The following is a 15,613-nucleotide window of genomic DNA, read 5'->3' on the forward strand; positions in this document are numbered from 1 at the left end:
ATATCATGGATTGGATCATCGGATTGCTTGGCGCTGCTGTAGTGGCGGGAGCTGCTTTTTATAAAAAATCCTTAACCTTATCGGGCTTTGTGGCGGCTGTGCTGATGGGAACCGTGTATTATGGTGCAGGTGACCTGTTTTGGTTCGGGACCTTGCTCCTGTTCTTTATTACATCGACCTTGCTGTCGAGGTTCAAAAAGGAGCGCAAGGCAGAGCTTGAAAAATCGTATGCCAAAACCGGAAATCGGGATGCTGGTCAGGTATGGGCCAACGGGGGATTAGGTATGCTGTTATGCCTGGGTTATGCGATCTGGCCTCATGTTGCCTGGCAGTTGGCTTTTGTTGGCGTCATGGCTACAGTCACGTCGGATACGTGGGCAACGGAATTTGGCAGCCTGAGCCGCAAGCCGCCGCGCTCGATACTGAATGGCAAGGTGCTGGCACCCGGAACCTCGGGAGGTGTATCTGTTCTGGGGACAGCTGCGGCCTTGGCTGGAGGAGTGCTGATTGGAATAGGCGCATGGGCTTTTGGATACGCCATAGGAATGCCAGGCTTGCCGCTATGGCTGTGGGCACTGATCGGGGGGATATCTGGTAGTGCCGGGGCCTTTGCCGATTCCTATCTTGGTGCTACGGTGCAAATGATGCGTTCCTGCACGGTTTGCGGCCGGGAAGTAGAGGTAGACTCGCACTGTGGACAACCGACGGTCTATGTGCGGGGCTGGCGTTGGATGAGCAATGATAGAGTGAATAGCATCAGCTCGATTTTCGGGGGGCTGGTCGCTCTGGCAGGAATTTTGTTTATACTCTAGTACAGGGAGGTGCGAAGATGAGCGGTATACATGGAGATAAATATGAGGCCATTTTGGACGCCGCTTACACAGTCTTCGGCACCAAAGGCTTTTATGAAAGCAAGATTTCCGAGATTGCAGGACAGGCGGGTGTCGCCAAAGGCACGGTATATTTGTACTTCAAAAGCAAAGAACAGCTGTTTACAGCGGTCACGCGCAGAGATTGCGAGCAATACCTGGCTGAAATGCAGGGCGCATTGGCTAACCGGGCTTTGGAGGAGGGACTGCTGCGAATGGCAAGTCTGCACTTGCATTACTACTACAAGCGCAAGCAGCATACCAAGCTGTTTTTTATGACCCCGAACAATGACCCTGATTTAATGGAGTTTATGCGTGGATTTATTCAGGATTATACCGATATGGTTAAAAACAAGCTGGCTTTGGAGGGGGTGCAGGCAGCCCGAGCTTCATGCGAAGGCATTCATTGGCATGATGGAGCGTCTGAAAATGGACATTTTACTGGATAAAGATTTCCGTGAATACGATGTGGATCAGACGGCTGAATTTGCGGCTAACTTGTTTATGCACGGCTGTAAAGCCGGGAGCGGGATACGCAGACTGTGATATTGTAAAGCCAGAAGCCGTACTGACTTCGTTCAGATTACGGTTTTTTTAATCATTTGGTGTGACTGTGTTAAAATAAATAAGATGCACCACAAAATAGGGGAAGAGTAGGGAATCCGTATGAATATTATGACCATTGAACATATAACGAAAAGCTATGGCGAAAAAATGCTGTTTGAGGATGCCTCCTTTGGCATGGATGAACGTGACAAAATAGGGGTGGTCGGTGTGAACGGCACCGGAAAATCCACGTTTTTACGTGTGATTTCCGGCTTGGAGCCACCGGATGATGGTAATATTGCGGTCAACAACGATGTACGTATTCAATATTTGGCGCAAAATCCGGAGTTTGACCCCGAGGTGAAGGTACTCCAGCACATTTTCCATGGCAACCAGCCTGAAATGAAGGCGGTGCGCGAATATACGGAAACGATGGAGATGCTGGAGCTGAATCCGGGCAGCGAGGAGCTTCAAAACCGCCTGTTGCGGGCAAGCCAGCAGATGGATACGCTCCAGGCATGGCAGCTGGAGAGTGAGGCCAAAAACGTGTTGACCCGGCTGGGTATCACACAGTTTGAAGCACGCATGGGCGTGCTCTCAGGCGGACAGCGCAAGCGGGTTGCTTTGGCGGCAGCTTTGATCCAGCCCTGTGAGCTGCTCATTCTGGACGAGCCTACCAACCATATTGATAATGAGTCGGTGGAATGGCTGGAGCAGTATTTGCAGAAAAGACGCGGCGCGTTGCTGATGATTACGCATGATCGCTATTTTCTGGATAGAGTGGCGAATGTCATGCTGGAGCTGGATCATGGTCGACTTTTCCGCTATGAGGCCAACTATACCCGTTTTTTGGAGCTAAAGGCGGAACGCGAAGAACGGGAAGCGTCTTCGGAGCAGAAACGGCAAAACCTGTTGCGCAATGAACTAGCCTGGATTCGCCGGGGGGCAAAAGCCCGTTCGACCAAGCAGAAAGCGCGGATTGACCGATTTGAGCAGCTTAAGGATCAACAGCCGGAAGCCCGTTCCGGGTCTGTAGACATGTCGGTAGCCTCCACACGTCTGGGTAAAAAAATACTGGAGCTGGAGCATCTGTCCAAATCGGTAGATTCCCGCAAGCTGATACAGGATTTGAGTTATATCGCTGTGCCTGGTGACCGGGTCGGGATTGTGGGTCCCAACGGTAGCGGAAAATCGACCCTGCTCCAAATGATTGCACAGCGCGTAGAACCAGACTCAGGCAGCGTGGTACTGGGACCGACCGTGAAGCTCGGTTATTTTACCCAGGAACATCAGGAAATGAACGAATCGCTGCGGGTCATCGAGTATATTAAGGAAGAAGCAGAAGTCATCCGGACAGCAGATGGCTCGGCTATTACAGCCGCACAAATGCTGGAGCGGTTTCTGTTTGCGCCAAGCTCGCAATGGACGGTTATTTCCCGGTTATCAGGGGGCGAGAAACGGCGCTTGTACCTGCTGCGTGTGCTGATGTCCGCACCGAATGTACTGTTACTGGATGAACCAACGAATGATTTGGATATTCAGACTCTAACCGTGCTGGAAGACTATCTGGATGAATTTCCGGGTGTTGTTTTTATCGTTTCTCATGACCGGTATTTCTTGGACCGGACAGTAGACAAGGTACTGGCATTCGAAGGAGAAGGACAGGTACGAGTGCATGTGGGCGATTACAGCGAGTATGCAGAATGGATCAGTAAAAATGCTCAATCCACTTCGAATCCGCCTGTCTCAGCGGGTACTTCTTCTGCTCAGTCTTCCACGTCTAAGTCTGCGGATGCTTCGGATTCAGTCAAGGAGACAACCAAAACCAGGCTTAAATTCACCTTTAAGGAACAGCGGGAATATGAGCAAATTGACGAATTGATCGAACAGGCTGAAGAGAAGTTGGCTAGCATCCAGCGACAGATGGAAGAGTCTTTCAATGATTCCGTACGACTACAGGAGCTTATGGCTGAGCAAACAAAGGCCGAACAGCATTTGGAGCATCAAATGGAGCGCTGGACCTATCTGAACGAGCTGGCCGAGCAAATTGAACAAAGCAAATCTTAAAATACGAAACAAGTATGTTGCGTGAATCGTTTTTCTGTCGTTACTTAAAAAAGCAAGTCTCCGTTAAGCACTGGAGACTTGCTTTTTTATATTTATTCCAGTACATCGGTATCATGCAAATGTATGAATAAATTGATATGTTTTTCATATTAATAAGTAGTTTATTATATATTTCTAATATTAAAATTTGCTTGCTATAAATCAAATTTATATGGAAGGGAGGCATTCAAAATGGAATATCGTAAACTTGGAAAAGGCGGCTTGAGGGTAAGCGAGATAGCATTGAGGAAGAGCTTGGCGTGAAACTTTTGGAACGAACCAAAAGACAAGTTCGACTTACGTCCGCAGGAGCCATCTTTTTAGAAGAATTCAAAAATATGGTTTCTCAATTGGAAAAATCCATTAAGATGACACAGCTTGCAAGTCAGGGGAAATTCGGACATTTATCCATCGCTTTTGTTGATCCGGCATCTGGCAGTCTGATGGTTAACGCCTTAATTCCGGGAGCGTTTTCCAGACGTGAAGCTTACGTTGATGTTCAGTTTTTTAGATCCATAGCTGCGAATTCCCTTTCTGCATGCTGATGATATTGTCAATATATTTGACTAATCACGTATTGCTAAGCCTTCACCGACCTATTCTCCAGTGGAACAGGCCGGTCGTCGTCATTCGGATTATACCGTCACATAGGCGGCAAGCAGACGGGCAGTGTTCACCACAGCCTGCTTGTGCGTACGCTCCATCGCATGGGAGGCGTGTACGCCAGGGCCGATCAGGGCAGCGCGGATATTGTTGCCTGCTTTCAGCGCAGCCGACGCGTCAGAACCATAGTGCGGATAAATATCAACGGCATACGGGATATTCAGCTCTTTGGCCAGCTCAATCAGACGAGTCGTCATATTATAATCATAAGGCCCGGAAGAATCCTTGGCACAAATCGATACATCTGTCTCCTTGCAGCTCAGATCCTCGCCTATGCAACCCATATCGACGGCAATCATCTCGTTGACCCCTTCGGGGATGTAAGCAGCTCCGTGACCGACTTCCTCATAGTTGGAAATAAGCAGCTTAACGGTATGACGGGGCTTCCAGTTTTCGCGTACAGCGGATTCCAATAAACCAAACAGCGCAGCCACGCTGGCTTTATCATCCAGATGCCGCGATTTGATAAAGCCGCTGGGTGTCACGACCGGACGGGCGTCGAACGAAATAAAATCGCCTACCGCAATGCCGAGCTGGAGCACATCTTCTTTGGATTCGACAAGCTCGTCGATCCGCACCTCCATATGACTTTCCTTGCGTTCAAAGCTACGTGCATCATCATAGACATGAACAGACGGATGGCTCGACAGAATCGTGCCTGTATACGTTTGTCCGTTTCTGGTATGAATAAGGCAGTATTCGTTCTCGATGCTGTTCATCATGAAACCGCCGACAGATGTCAGCCGCAAGGTACCGTGACTGGTAATCGAGCGTATCATTGCGCCCAATGTATCCACATGCGCGCTCAGCGCAACTGTGCGGTCTTTTTCATGGCCCTCCAGGGTCAAGATGGCACCGCCTTTGGCGTTCCATTCTATGGGCATCCCAAGGCTTACGGCTTCCTTACGGATTAGTTCCATCACATGATGTGTGTAGCCGCTGGGACTGGCGGTATTCAATAGTTGATTCAGAAAGGTCATTATATAATTCTCATTCAGGTGAATCATCATGTTGTTGCTCCTCCTCATTTGGACAACCAGTCAGGGTCAGAGGACGTTTGCTCTGCTACCTTGTCGGATGTAGACACCGCGCTGGACGAACCAGTCTTGCCATAGGCCGTATCCGCATATGCTTCCACAACGGGTGTATGCTCTTCTTGCAGTGTATGAAGCTGGGTGGTCAGACGTTTGATTTCTCTCTGAAGCTTATATTGACGGAAAATACCGAAGGAACCGACGATAAGCCCTCCAAGAAGAGTGCAGCCAAGAATAAGTAAAATCAAAGGAACGTTGACCGTACGAAATAGAAGATTTACTTGGACCGATTTCACGTTAATGACAGCGAATACAGCCGTTAACAAAGCGATAACAAGAGCTGCGATCAAAGACCATTGTGTTTTCAAAATGCCACCTCCTTCCGCTACATTATAAAATCCCTTGCCCGTCATGGACAAGGGATTTATCCGTGCATCGTTTCAATGCTGGATTCTAATCGTGTATTGTTTTACTTACCTGCGGTCAGCTTTTCCATTTCCGTAATAACTTCCTCGAATACGCTCATCGCTTCGCGAATCGGTTGTGGAGAGGACATATCCACGCCGGCCTTTTTCAAAATATTAATCGAATAATCGCTGCCGCCGCTCTTCAGGAATCCTACATAACGGTCAACAGCTGGCTGGCCTTCTTCCAGAATCTGTTTCGAGAAGCTGGTTGCTGCAGAGAAGCCTGTAGCATATTTGTAGACATAAAAGCTGTTGTAAAAATGGGGGATACGCGCCCATTCCATTTCAATGTCTTTGTCTACTTTCATGCCAGGGCCGTGATATTTCACATTCAGATCATAATAAATCTCTGAAAGAAGCTGCGGTGTAAGGGACTCTCCCTGTTCTGCGCGTTCATGTACGATTTTCTCAAACTCCGCAAACATCGTTTGGCGGAATACCGTCGTGCGGAATTGGTCCGCATAGTAGGTAAGGAGGTACATTTTCTCTTTTGGATCGGTAGACTTTTTCAGCAAGTAGTCCATCAGCAACGCTTCATTCGTTGTCGATGCTACTTCAGCCAGGAAAATGGTGTACTGGGCATCACGATACTTCAACGCATTATCCGAGTAATACGAATGCAGCGCGTGTCCCATCTCATGAGCGAGCGTAAACATGCTGTTCAGGTTATCTTTATGGTTCAGCAGCACATAAGGGTGAGTGCCATAAGCACCCCAGCTGTATGCGCCTGTACGTTTATTTTCATTTTCGTACACATCAATCCAGCGATCATCGTAGCCTTTTTGCAACGAAGCCAGATAGTCCTTGCCCAGCGGCTTTAGACCTTCCTTCGTTTGCTTTTTAGCATCTTCAAACGAAATGCTGAGCTTGTATTCGTCCACAAGCGGAGCGAACAGGTCATACATATGAAGCTCATTCACGCCCAGCAGCTTTTTGCGAAGCTTGATATAACGGTGCAGCAAAGGCAAGCTCTCGTGAATTGTATCAATCAGATTGGTATACACTTCCTTCGGAATATTGTCACCGTATAACGACATTTCCAGTACGGAAGGGTACTTGCGAACACGTGAATAAAAAACATTTTTGTTCACATTGGCACTCAGTGTGGAAGCAATCGTATTTTTATTTTTGGCATACGTATCATAGACCGCTTTAAAAGCACGCTCACGAACTTCACAGTGCGGACTTTCGAGAAATTGAATATAGCTGCCGTGTGTTAGCTCAACCTCTTTGCCGTTTTCATCCTTGATTTTAGGAAATTTCATATCGGCATTGTTCAGCATACTGAAAATGGTTTGTGGTGCCTGAGCCAGGTTACCGACCTGTGCGAGCAGAGCTTCTTCCGACTTACCCAAAATATGCGCTTTCTCCCGTTTCATTTCCTGGAGCGTAAAGCGATAATCTGCCAGCTTCGCATCTTCAATCAATGCATCGAGCTGTTTATCGGGCAACGCCAAAATTTCAGGTGTCACGAAAGACAGGGCTTCACTGACCTCAACGCCTAATTTTTTGGCTTTTTGTGAAAGGCCCTGATATGTAGGTTCAGCCGTATCCTCGTCATGATGTAGATGCGCGTACACGTATACGCGCTCGGTTTTGAGCGATAGTTCATCTTCCAGCTTAAAGCAATTGACAATCACTTCGGCTGAATTCAGCTTGCCTTGGAATTGTGTAGCCTTTTTGGCTAGTTGTTTAACTTCTTCGTACTCTTGATCCCATGCTTTGCGGTCTGGAAACAGATCTTCAAGCTTCCAGGTATTTTCCGCAGGCGCATCTGCGCGTTTTACGATTTCACTCATGGAGAGCCTCCTCTGATCGAACGAAATGTGGGGTGGGGCTGCGGCGGTACGGGGCGGCTGCCAAAACGAAGAAACCGCCACGCTGACCGTGAGCAGCAGAGCAAGAGGTTTTGTGGCATGCATGTAACGGCATATCCTCCTTATACCATGGCTTGTTATGCCATAGTATGACCTCTTGCGCCCAAAAGTATAATTTTCCTTACCTTGGGTCGGAACCTATATTTAATAAGCTGTATACAATAAGATAAAAGGCAAAGCAAACCATGATTACGGCAGTGAGGGCCATCCACTTTTTGAGAGGAGCCGGTAACGTATCACGTTTCATGATCAGCACTCCGCCCAGCGTAAAGGCCAGAATAATGAAGATGAGAAAGCTATTGGACACCATGAATACGCTATACCTGTTTGAAAGCGTTCATGATCCGCTGCCATTCTTCCTCATTATCTTGAAAGGACTGCTTGGGAAACCGATTTTGAGCCCAATGCATCAGCGCCGGACGGCTCAAAAAAGTGTGGGCTTCTTCGCCCCAGTCATCGGATATTTCCCGTAGAACGATGTAACGGCCCTGCACCTCGACAGTCATCATGTTCCAATTGTCTTTTTTGTATATTTCGTGTTTTTTCATCATATGCATGTCTCCGATTTTAAAGATGTTTTGGTTCATGATACCGCAGTTTCCGCCGCAAAAGCAAATCATTCCAGCCTGTAAAAGCTCTCAAAACATCAATTGCATTGTGAAAAAGCATGCAGTATAATATGGATATTCGCCATAGATGGCGGTATTTTTAGGAGGTTGTTCACTTGAAAGGTACAGTAAAATGGTTTAACGCAGAAAAAGGTTATGGCTTCATCCAAGTGGATGGTGGCGAGGACGTATTCGTACATTTCTCCGCAATCCAAGGCGACGGCTTCAAGACTTTGGAAGAAGGTCAAGCGGTTGAATTCGAAATCACTGAAGGTAACCGTGGACCCCAAGCAGCTAACGTAAATAAACTGTAAGTGTAACTGAATTGTAAGAACTGTTCCGTGCATGCGGATGTCTTATATATTACGGTTAAACGATGAATTGAGAGCGCAGTTCCTTAAATTTAAGGGACTGCGCTTTTTTGCGTAAAAAAGTTTATGATATGAGAAGGCTGAGCTGGAATAGGGTATTATATCGTAATGAAAACAAAACATTAGTTATTATTGAAGGAGTTGATAAAATGAGTGCAGCAGAGGCGAGTCGTAAACCTTCCTTGACCGAAGGTCCAATTGCCAAAACACTGTTTTTATTCTCCTTGCCGATGCTGTTCGGAAACGTGATACAGTCGCTGAATGGAACGATCAATTCGATCTGGGTCGGCAAGTTTCTGGGCGAGGCTGCATTGACCGCCGCTTCCAACGGAAACATTATTATGTTTTTTCTCATCAGCGCCATCTTTGGCGTCACCATGGCTGCCACTATCATGATCGGACAGAAGATTGGTGCGGGAGATGTCGCTGAAACCAAGCGTATAGTAGGCACAAGTGCAGTCTTTTTTCTTATACTTGCTTTGGCTGTGGGCATTATCGGATTTTTTGGATCTCCCTGGATTCTTCATGTGCTGAACACACCTGCTGAATCTGTGGATATGGCAATCACATATACACGTATTATTTTTGCAGGCATGCCTTTTTTGTACGGTTATAACTATATTATGACCGTGATGAGAGGGGCGGGGGATTCCAAAACACCATTTTACTTTCTACTCGTTTCTGTCGTACTGGATGTGCTGCTCAATCCGCTGTTAATATTTGGATGGGGACCTATACCCGCGATGGGCATCGGGGGTTCTGCAGCAGCTACACTGATCGCTCAAGGGGTCAGCTTCGTGCTGATTCTCATTTATCTTTACCGTGTAAAATACTTTTTGCGTATTACATATTCAGAGCTTCATTTGCTGAGATTCGATTGGGAAATTATTTGGACCTTAATCCGTAAGGGAGTGCCTATGGGTCTGCAAATGATTGCTGTCTCCTCCAGTGCAATTGCGTTGATGAACCTGATTAACGGATACGGGACAGTGGCGGCTGCGGCTTATACTGCAGCAAATAACTTATCCAGTTATGTGCAGATGCCAGCCATGGCGCTGGGTGCTGCTGTGTCTTCCTTTGCGGCACAAAATATCGGGGCTGGGCGTTGGGATCGGGTGCACAAGATCACATGGATTGGAATTGTGTACAATTTTGTACTGACTGGTGGATTAGTAGTATTGATTTATATCTTCAACCGGGAGGCCTTGCTGATGTTCCTTCCTTCTAGCGGCGGGGCTTTGGAACTGGGGATGCGGATTAATCTGATTACGTTGTGGTCTTTTGTCATATTCGGTATTACAAATGTCATTACAGGGGTTGTGCGATCTACGGGTTCCGTTGTCGTGCCACTTTTAATTACCATCATTTCATTATGGTGCATTCGTATTCCTCTGGCCTATGCGTTCGTTGATGAATATGGTCTGGATGCTGTATGGTGGAGCTTTCCTGTCGGCTTTGCCATCTCGGGAGTGGCGGTCATTTTCTATTATGCTTTTGGAAAATGGAAGCAATCCAGCATGGGGGATGCCTTTCAAGGCTTGAAGCCTGTAGAGGATGAGGGATAGGCAGGGCTTTTAACCTATTTTGAAATTAATAATTTAATCAGGGTAAATTTTGTTTAATTTCAATATTTGTACATTTGATCAGGGCAGGTATAAAGATTTTTTATGAAAATGGATCGTTTTTCTTAAATATTAAAGAAAAAGTGAGGTTGTTCATTTGTGCTAAAAGGACGATCATATTATAATGAGTATGGTTTGGATAGGTATAATTACGTAGACAACAATGTGGAGGCACCGTCATTTGAGTTATGTTGAGCAAGGACGTTATCAAGTTCCGAGAGGCCCCATAGGTCTAATGAGCCGAATGTACAAGCACATTCTCCCTGAAACGAAGCAGGAGTTGGGAAATTGGAAACACAAGGCTGAACAGATTCCGGATCCCGAGCTGAGAAGTCAGGCACTTGCAAGCATAGCAGAAAAGACGTTTCACTGTGTGGGCGGGGCGGTTTATGCCGCAGGGAATATGTCTGCCCGGCAGACGTTAATTCCGCTTATTGTGGCGTACCAGACGATTAGCGATTATCTGGACAACCTGTGTGATCGCAGCACGTCCATGGACCCGGATGATTTCAGGTTGTTGCATCAGTCTATGCTGGATGCGGTTGACCCGGCAGCCAAGCCAGTCAATTATTACGCTTTGCGTCGTGAGCAGGAGGATGGCGGTTATTTGACCGGGCTGGTGACAACCTGTCAGTCTTGTGTAAGCAGGCTTCCGGGCTATGAGGCGGCAATGCCTTACGTTCAGGATCTGGCGGGATTATACACGGATTTGCAAGTTTACAAGCATATTAAACCCGAATTGCGCGAACAAGCGCTATTGGATTGGTGGTCGGTTCATAAGGGCCGTACACCGGAGCTGCGCTGGAACGAATTTGCTGCGGCTACCGGTTCAACCCTGGGGGTCTTTATGCTGTTTCTTGCTGCCAGCGACCGGCATCTCACGGATGCAGGGGCTGCCTCAATACATGCATCGTATTTTCCACATGTGTGCAGTCTTCATATTTTGCTGGATTATCTAATCGATCAAGACGAAGACCGGAAGGGCGGAGATCTTAACTTCTGCAATTACTATGAAGATACCGACATGATGCTGAACCGGATCGCCTACGTTGTGAATCGGGCGCGGGTTGATGTTGCAGATGTCCCTGCCAGCTCCTTTCACCGGATGATTATCGAGGGATTGCTGGCGTTATATTTATCCGACCCTAAAGTTAGCGAGCAGCAGGAAGTGCGCGCGGTTTCGAAACGTTTAATGAAAAACAGTCCGCTCATGCGTTTGTTTTTCTTCTTAAACAGTCGATGGATAAGAAGGCTTTTATGAACATTTTGAGGAGGTCATAAATCATGACAGCAATTAAGAAAATCGCAGTATTAACGAGTGGTGGAGATTCACAGGGGATGAATGCCGCAGTTCGCGCCGTTGTGCGTAGCGGCTTGTATTTTGGACTTGAAGTATTCGGGGTTCAGCGCGGATATCAAGGCCTGCTGAATGATGATATTTTCCCGATGGATTTGAGAAGTGTTGGAGATATTATCCAACGTGGGGGTACTGTACTTCAATCTGCAAGATGCAAGGAATTTACGACCGAGGAAGGACAGAAGCGTGGCGCTGAAATTTTGCGTAACCGCGGAATTGATGGTGTAGTCGTGATCGGTGGCGACGGTTCCTATCAAGGGGCTAACAAACTGACCAAGCAAGGAATTAAAACCATGTGTCTTCCGGGTACGATTGACAATGACATTTCCTTCACCGACTATACGATTGGTTTTGACACGGCGGTTAGTATCGTAGTGGACGCCATCAACAAGCTGCGTGATACGATGTCATCCCACGAACGTTCTTCTATCGTAGAAGTTATGGGACGTCATTGCGGCGATATTGCTTTGCATGCAGGTCTGGCTTCCGGCGCGGAAACGATTTTGGTACCCGAGGTAGAGTTTGACCTGAATGAAGTATCTGATCGGATGAAGCAAAACTTTAAGCACGGCAAACGCCATAGTATCATTATTGTTGCTGAAGGTGCAGGTAAAGGTGAAACCGTAGCACAGGTAATCCAAGAAAACTGTCCGGACTATGAGCCGCGTGTTACGGTGCTTGGACATATCCAGCGTGGAGGGACACCAACTGCATTTGACCGTAATCTGGCGAGCCGTTTGGGTGACTTTGCTGTTCGTCAATTGATTGAGGGCGTATCTGACAAGGCTTGTGGAACGATTGATGGCAAGCTGGTAGCCACAGATATTGACAAGGTCGTAAATACGAAAAAAGAATTCAATATGGAGCTTTACGAGCTGGCCTTGCGCTTGTCCCAGTAATGAATAGCTGTTTTATGTAACCAATTGTTTTACATCCAGGAATTTTTAAACTCATGCGGATGACCCCAGTCATCCGCTTATTTTTTAACATTTAAAGCAGGTATGGAGGAAATGAACCATGTATTTGTTCAAAATCGAAGTGGACAGCTCGGAAGGAGCCTTAACTGTAATTCTCGTTGCGGAAAATGAGGAGCAGGCATTTCAGGCCGTGGATCAGCATGTGGAGAGGCATTTTCTGTATCCTCCGAAGCTGAACGAAGTAGCTATTGTGGAGAAAAAAAGAATAACTTCGGGTACTGCCTACGTCATGGAAACACGCTGATACACGCAAAGGCTAAACAGCCTCTGCGTGTCGTTTTTTTTCGGCAAAACGTCGTTGTACAACCAATAGGCGAAAGAGAAGTGAAACTGCTCCCGCGGCCAAACCTGTAATCAAGCCAATCCAGTAGCCGTAGGGGCCAAATGATGTCCATCGTGCGATAATATATCCTACAGGAAGCCCGATAACCCAATAGGCCAGGAACGTAATCAGAAAGGCCGAATTGACATCCTTATATCCACGCAGTGCTCCTTGAGTAGGTGTAGCGATAGCGTCGGATATTTGAAAGAAAATCGCATAGAGCAGGAAATGTTGCGCTAGCTGAATAACCTGTGGATCGGTCGAGTACAGCCGGGCGACCTGTTCGCCCCAGATCACAAGCACAACAGCCGTGATCAATGATAGACCAATCGCACTGCTGATCCCCATTACGCTGTATATTTTTGCATCCCGCGACCGTCCTGCCCCTGTCTCATACCCGACCAGAATCGTGAGCGCCATACAAATACTGAGTGGAATCATGTACAGCGTGGTCGCAAAGTTCATAGCGGCCTGATGAGCCGCAATTGTTGCCGTATTATAACTGCTCATGAAGAGGGTAACAGCTGCGAAGACAGCGGTCTCGAAAAAGATTGCAAAGCCGATAGGTACGCCGATTTTGATAAGCTCTTTCCAAGCGCTAGCAGCGATGCCGTACATCTTGCTGAAAACCCCGTATTCGGCAAATATCTTTCCCCGATGTGCGGTGATGCCAGCGACAAGCATAACAATCCAGTACGTGGCGGCAGTTGCCACTCCGGAGCCCACACCTCCCAGCCGGGGAAAACCCCAGTTTCCATAAATAAGTAAGTAGTTCAACAAGACATTGATGGGCAACGATATCAGCGTGATGGTCATTGTAAACCGGGTTTGTCCCAGCGCATCCATAAAGCTCCGAAGGACCGTATAGGCAAAGAGCGGGGCAATGCCGAAGGCCATCGCGCAAAGGTAGTACAATGCCACATTATGAACCCTGAACTCCAGATTCATTCCGTGAAGAATGGGCTTAACGAGAAAAATACCTGCAATCAGAACAATTATGGATAGAGTGAGTGAGAGCCACAGCGCCTGAATGACATAGTAAGAAACCTTATCCTTGCGTTGTGCTCCAACCAATTGCGATACAATAGGGGTGATGGCCATAAGTATTCCGTTGAGGCCTGTTTGCACGGGTACCCACAAACTCACTCCGATGGCTACACCAGCCAAATCGGCAGAAGAAAAGTGTCCTGACATATTAGTATCAAAAAAAGTCATCGCAGATAGTGCAAGCTGTGTTACCAGAATAGGGAGTAAAATCTTAAAAAGCTGCTTCCATTTCTGACTGTTAGTTAGAGTCAAATGCATTTTTATGTCCTCACTTACTTGGAGTTATCAAACGTATATATCATAACATGTCAAGTATTTATTGTAAGGGATGTGGCAGTATTTGAACAGCAACAAAAAAGACTGCACCCATGATCCAACGAATGGGGCAGCCTTGGAAACCTCTAAATGATTTGGTGTATTCCTTAAAAGTAATGATAAGACCGGGATACATGGATTATTTGTACGTTACTCCGCTCGTATAGCGGTTTGTAGCATTCCAGAGTAAATATTCATCCACTTTCATGTCCTTGAGCGCTCGAATTTGATCCTCGACTTGGGTTTTACCATATTTGGCATAATGACCGCTTCCCAACCAGCTTGCGGTAAAATCCTGAATCCATGGACGAATGATCGGTTTCAGCTTGCCAGTTGGGTCAAGCTTTTTGTGCGTATCCGCCATCGAACCCTTAATGGTCTGGTACGGATTTTTGTCAGGGTCCTTTACACCAAACCAGCCTGTTGTATAGTGACTTGGATAGATCATAGGAGAAATGACATCCACGTTTTCGGAAATTTTGGCGAAATCCTGTCCGATTCCTTCCGCAGCGGGAACAGATGCGGCATACCCGAAAATATCTACCGATACCCGCACACCCAGTGGAGCAAGCTCTTTACGGGCATATTGCACGAACTCAGCGACCGCATCTACACGTGATTGATTGGATTTGGTATATTTCAGCTTGTCGGCTCTTTTCTCAAAGCCTTCAGGGAAACGTACATAGTCAAACTGAATTTCCTTGAAGCCCAGCTTTGCCGCCTCCCTGGCGATAGCAATATTATAACCCCAAACCTCTTTATTGTAGGGATTAACGAAGCCATCCCCCTTGCCGTTTTTCCAGACAGAGCCGTCAGGATTACGGAAGGACATCTCGGGATTTTTGTTGGCTAATACCGTATCTTTAAATACAACAATACGGGCAATCGGGTAAACGTTATGCTTTTTCAATCGCTCCATCAAACTGGAGATATCCCGAATAAACTTTTGCGGCTTACCCAATTTCAACAGCTCGGGATTGGTCGTTGGATAGGTGATGTAACCTGCATCATCCTTAATATCAATAACCATGGAGTTGAGCTCTGTCTTGTCGAGCAGTTCAAGCAGTTGGGTCATACGCGAACCACCTGCGCTATAAGCCGTGACATAAATGCCCTTGATAGCAGGAGTCGATGGCTGGGGGTCAATTTTAACCGGAGGATTGGAGGCATCCACCTTCACATTACTTTGCTGGGCCTGAATCATCGCGCTGCTGATTGTCGTTGCCACCGTATCCTTTACATTTGGGGCGTTGGCTGACTGATCCCCGTTTCCGCCTATTCCCATTGCCAATAGCATAATTGCCCAAATCATATTCATTTCCAAACTCTCTCCCTTATGTATGTCGCTTACCTGATTATACGTAAAGTGATGTATCAAAAAACAACACGGTTGTAACCAATACTGGACTCATCAGGCGCAGTCTTACATGAT

Annotated in this window: 15 protein-coding genes and 1 pseudogene; 9 read left to right on the plus strand and 7 right to left on the minus strand. The window is 47.0% G+C overall.

The features are described from left to right. Nucleotides 1–5: 5 nt before the first annotated feature. The 4 genes and pseudogenes from HPL003_RS16515 (at nt 6) to HPL003_RS16530 (ending at nt 4,066) form a co-directional block, all read left to right on the plus strand. A complete protein-coding gene (locus HPL003_RS16515) occupies nt 6–812 on the plus strand; it encodes a DUF92 domain-containing protein (RefSeq protein ID WP_014280839.1) in 807 nt (268 codons plus the stop codon). A gap of 17 nt (nt 813–829) precedes the next feature. Then, nucleotides 830–1,415: pseudogene (locus HPL003_RS16520) on the plus strand (TetR/AcrR family transcriptional regulator). 120 nt (nt 1,416–1,535) lie between these two features. Beyond that, on the plus strand, nt 1,536–3,482 hold the full coding sequence (locus tag HPL003_RS16525) for an ABC-F family ATP-binding cassette domain-containing protein (protein WP_014280840.1): 1,947 nt from the start codon (nt 1,536–1,538) through the stop codon (nt 3,480–3,482). A gap of 299 nt (nt 3,483–3,781) precedes the next feature. Then, nucleotides 3,782–4,066: a LysR family transcriptional regulator gene (locus tag HPL003_RS16530; RefSeq protein ID WP_014280841.1), complete on the plus strand. Its 285-nt coding sequence runs from the start codon at nt 3,782–3,784 to the stop codon at nt 4,064–4,066. Nucleotides 4,067–4,156: 90 nt separating this feature from the next. Here HPL003_RS16530 and HPL003_RS16535 read toward each other — a convergent pair whose 3' ends face one another. The 5 genes from HPL003_RS16535 to HPL003_RS16555 all read right to left on the minus strand — a co-directional run bounded on the left by HPL003_RS16535 (nt 4,157) and on the right by HPL003_RS16555 (nt 8,113). Next, complete coding sequence (locus HPL003_RS16535) at nt 4,157–5,194, minus strand: M42 family metallopeptidase (RefSeq protein ID WP_014280842.1); 1,038 nt, start codon at nt 5,192–5,194, stop codon at nt 4,157–4,159. Between the two features lie 14 nt (nt 5,195–5,208). Continuing rightward, nucleotides 5,209–5,631: a LapA family protein gene (locus HPL003_RS16540; protein ID WP_014280843.1), complete on the minus strand. Its 423-nt coding sequence runs from the start codon at nt 5,629–5,631 to the stop codon at nt 5,209–5,211. Nucleotides 5,632–5,687: 56 nt separating this feature from the next. Continuing rightward, nucleotides 5,688–7,484 (minus strand): oligoendopeptidase F, encoded by a 1,797-nt coding sequence (gene pepF, locus HPL003_RS16545; protein WP_014280844.1) that lies wholly within the window; start codon nt 7,482–7,484, stop codon nt 5,688–5,690. 199 nt (nt 7,485–7,683) lie between these two features. Next, nucleotides 7,684–7,872 (minus strand): hypothetical protein, encoded by a 189-nt coding sequence (locus HPL003_RS29860; protein WP_025686450.1) that lies wholly within the window; start codon nt 7,870–7,872, stop codon nt 7,684–7,686. 7 nt (nt 7,873–7,879) lie between these two features. Further along, a complete protein-coding gene (locus HPL003_RS16555) occupies nt 7,880–8,113 on the minus strand; it encodes a hypothetical protein (RefSeq protein WP_013309704.1) in 234 nt (77 codons plus the stop codon). Between the two features lie 173 nt (nt 8,114–8,286). Here HPL003_RS16555 and HPL003_RS16560 point away from each other — a divergent pair, with 173 nt between their 5' ends. The 5 genes from HPL003_RS16560 (at nt 8,287) to HPL003_RS16580 (ending at nt 12,741) form a co-directional block, all read left to right on the plus strand. Continuing rightward, a complete protein-coding gene (locus HPL003_RS16560; protein ID WP_010348936.1) occupies nt 8,287–8,484 on the plus strand; it encodes a cold shock domain-containing protein in 198 nt (65 codons plus the stop codon). Nucleotides 8,485–8,690: 206 nt separating this feature from the next. Further along, nucleotides 8,691–10,106, plus strand: coding sequence for an MATE family efflux transporter (locus HPL003_RS16565; protein WP_014280847.1), 1,416 nt, complete (start codon nt 8,691–8,693; stop codon nt 10,104–10,106). A gap of 238 nt (nt 10,107–10,344) precedes the next feature. After that, complete coding sequence (locus HPL003_RS16570) at nt 10,345–11,424, plus strand: tetraprenyl-beta-curcumene synthase family protein (RefSeq protein ID WP_014280848.1); 1,080 nt, start codon at nt 10,345–10,347, stop codon at nt 11,422–11,424. Nucleotides 11,425–11,447: 23 nt separating this feature from the next. Next, complete coding sequence (gene pfkA, locus HPL003_RS16575; RefSeq protein ID WP_014280849.1) at nt 11,448–12,419, plus strand: 6-phosphofructokinase; 972 nt, start codon at nt 11,448–11,450, stop codon at nt 12,417–12,419. Between the two features lie 118 nt (nt 12,420–12,537). After that, entirely contained in the window at nt 12,538–12,741 is a 204-nt protein-coding gene (locus HPL003_RS16580; RefSeq protein ID WP_014280850.1) for a DUF3906 family protein, read from the plus strand. A 12-nt stretch (nt 12,742–12,753) separates the two neighbouring features. Here HPL003_RS16580 and HPL003_RS16585 read toward each other — a convergent pair whose 3' ends face one another. Both HPL003_RS16585 and HPL003_RS16590 read right to left on the minus strand, forming a co-directional pair. Next, entirely contained in the window at nt 12,754–14,124 is a 1,371-nt protein-coding gene (locus HPL003_RS16585; RefSeq protein WP_014280851.1) for an MATE family efflux transporter, read from the minus strand. Between the two features lie 196 nt (nt 14,125–14,320). After that, nucleotides 14,321–15,499 carry a putative glycoside hydrolase gene (locus tag HPL003_RS16590; RefSeq protein WP_014280852.1) on the minus strand — a complete coding sequence of 393 codons (1,179 nt, stop codon included), beginning with the start codon at nt 15,497–15,499 and terminating at the stop codon, nt 14,321–14,323. Between the last annotated feature and the right edge of the window lie 114 nt (nt 15,500–15,613).

It is taken from the genome of Paenibacillus terrae HPL-003 (assembly GCF_000235585.1).
Taxonomy (GTDB): domain Bacteria; phylum Bacillota; class Bacilli; order Paenibacillales; family Paenibacillaceae; genus Paenibacillus; species Paenibacillus terrae_B.

Bases quoted from the DNA above. Each gene is read 5' to 3' on its own strand.
- HPL003_RS16515 (WP_014280839.1), top strand. From the start codon at position 6: ATGGATTGGATCATCGGATTGCTTGGCGCTGCTGTAGTGGCGGGAGCT.
- HPL003_RS16525 (WP_014280840.1), top strand. From the start codon at position 1,536: ATGAATATTATGACCATTGAACATATAACGAAAAGCTATGGCGAAAAA.
- HPL003_RS16535 (WP_014280842.1), bottom strand. From the start codon at position 5,194: ATGATGATTCACCTGAATGAGAATTATATAATGACCTTTCTGAATCAA.
- HPL003_RS16540 (WP_014280843.1), bottom strand. From the start codon at position 5,631: ATGACGGGCAAGGGATTTTATAATGTAGCGGAAGGAGGTGGCATTTTG.
- pepF (WP_014280844.1), bottom strand. From the start codon at position 7,484: ATGAGTGAAATCGTAAAACGCGCAGATGCGCCTGCGGAAAATACCTGG.
- HPL003_RS29860 (WP_025686450.1), bottom strand. From the start codon at position 7,872: ATGGTGTCCAATAGCTTTCTCATCTTCATTATTCTGGCCTTTACGCTG.
- HPL003_RS16555 (WP_013309704.1), bottom strand. From the start codon at position 8,113: ATGATGAAAAAACACGAAATATACAAAAAAGACAATTGGAACATGATG.
- HPL003_RS16565 (WP_014280847.1), top strand. From the start codon at position 8,691: ATGAGTGCAGCAGAGGCGAGTCGTAAACCTTCCTTGACCGAAGGTCCA.
- pfkA (WP_014280849.1), top strand. From the start codon at position 11,448: ATGACAGCAATTAAGAAAATCGCAGTATTAACGAGTGGTGGAGATTCA.
- HPL003_RS16580 (WP_014280850.1), top strand. From the start codon at position 12,538: ATGTATTTGTTCAAAATCGAAGTGGACAGCTCGGAAGGAGCCTTAACT.
- HPL003_RS16585 (WP_014280851.1), bottom strand. From the start codon at position 14,124: ATGCATTTGACTCTAACTAACAGTCAGAAATGGAAGCAGCTTTTTAAG.
- HPL003_RS16590 (WP_014280852.1), bottom strand. From the start codon at position 15,499: ATGAATATGATTTGGGCAATTATGCTATTGGCAATGGGAATAGGCGGA.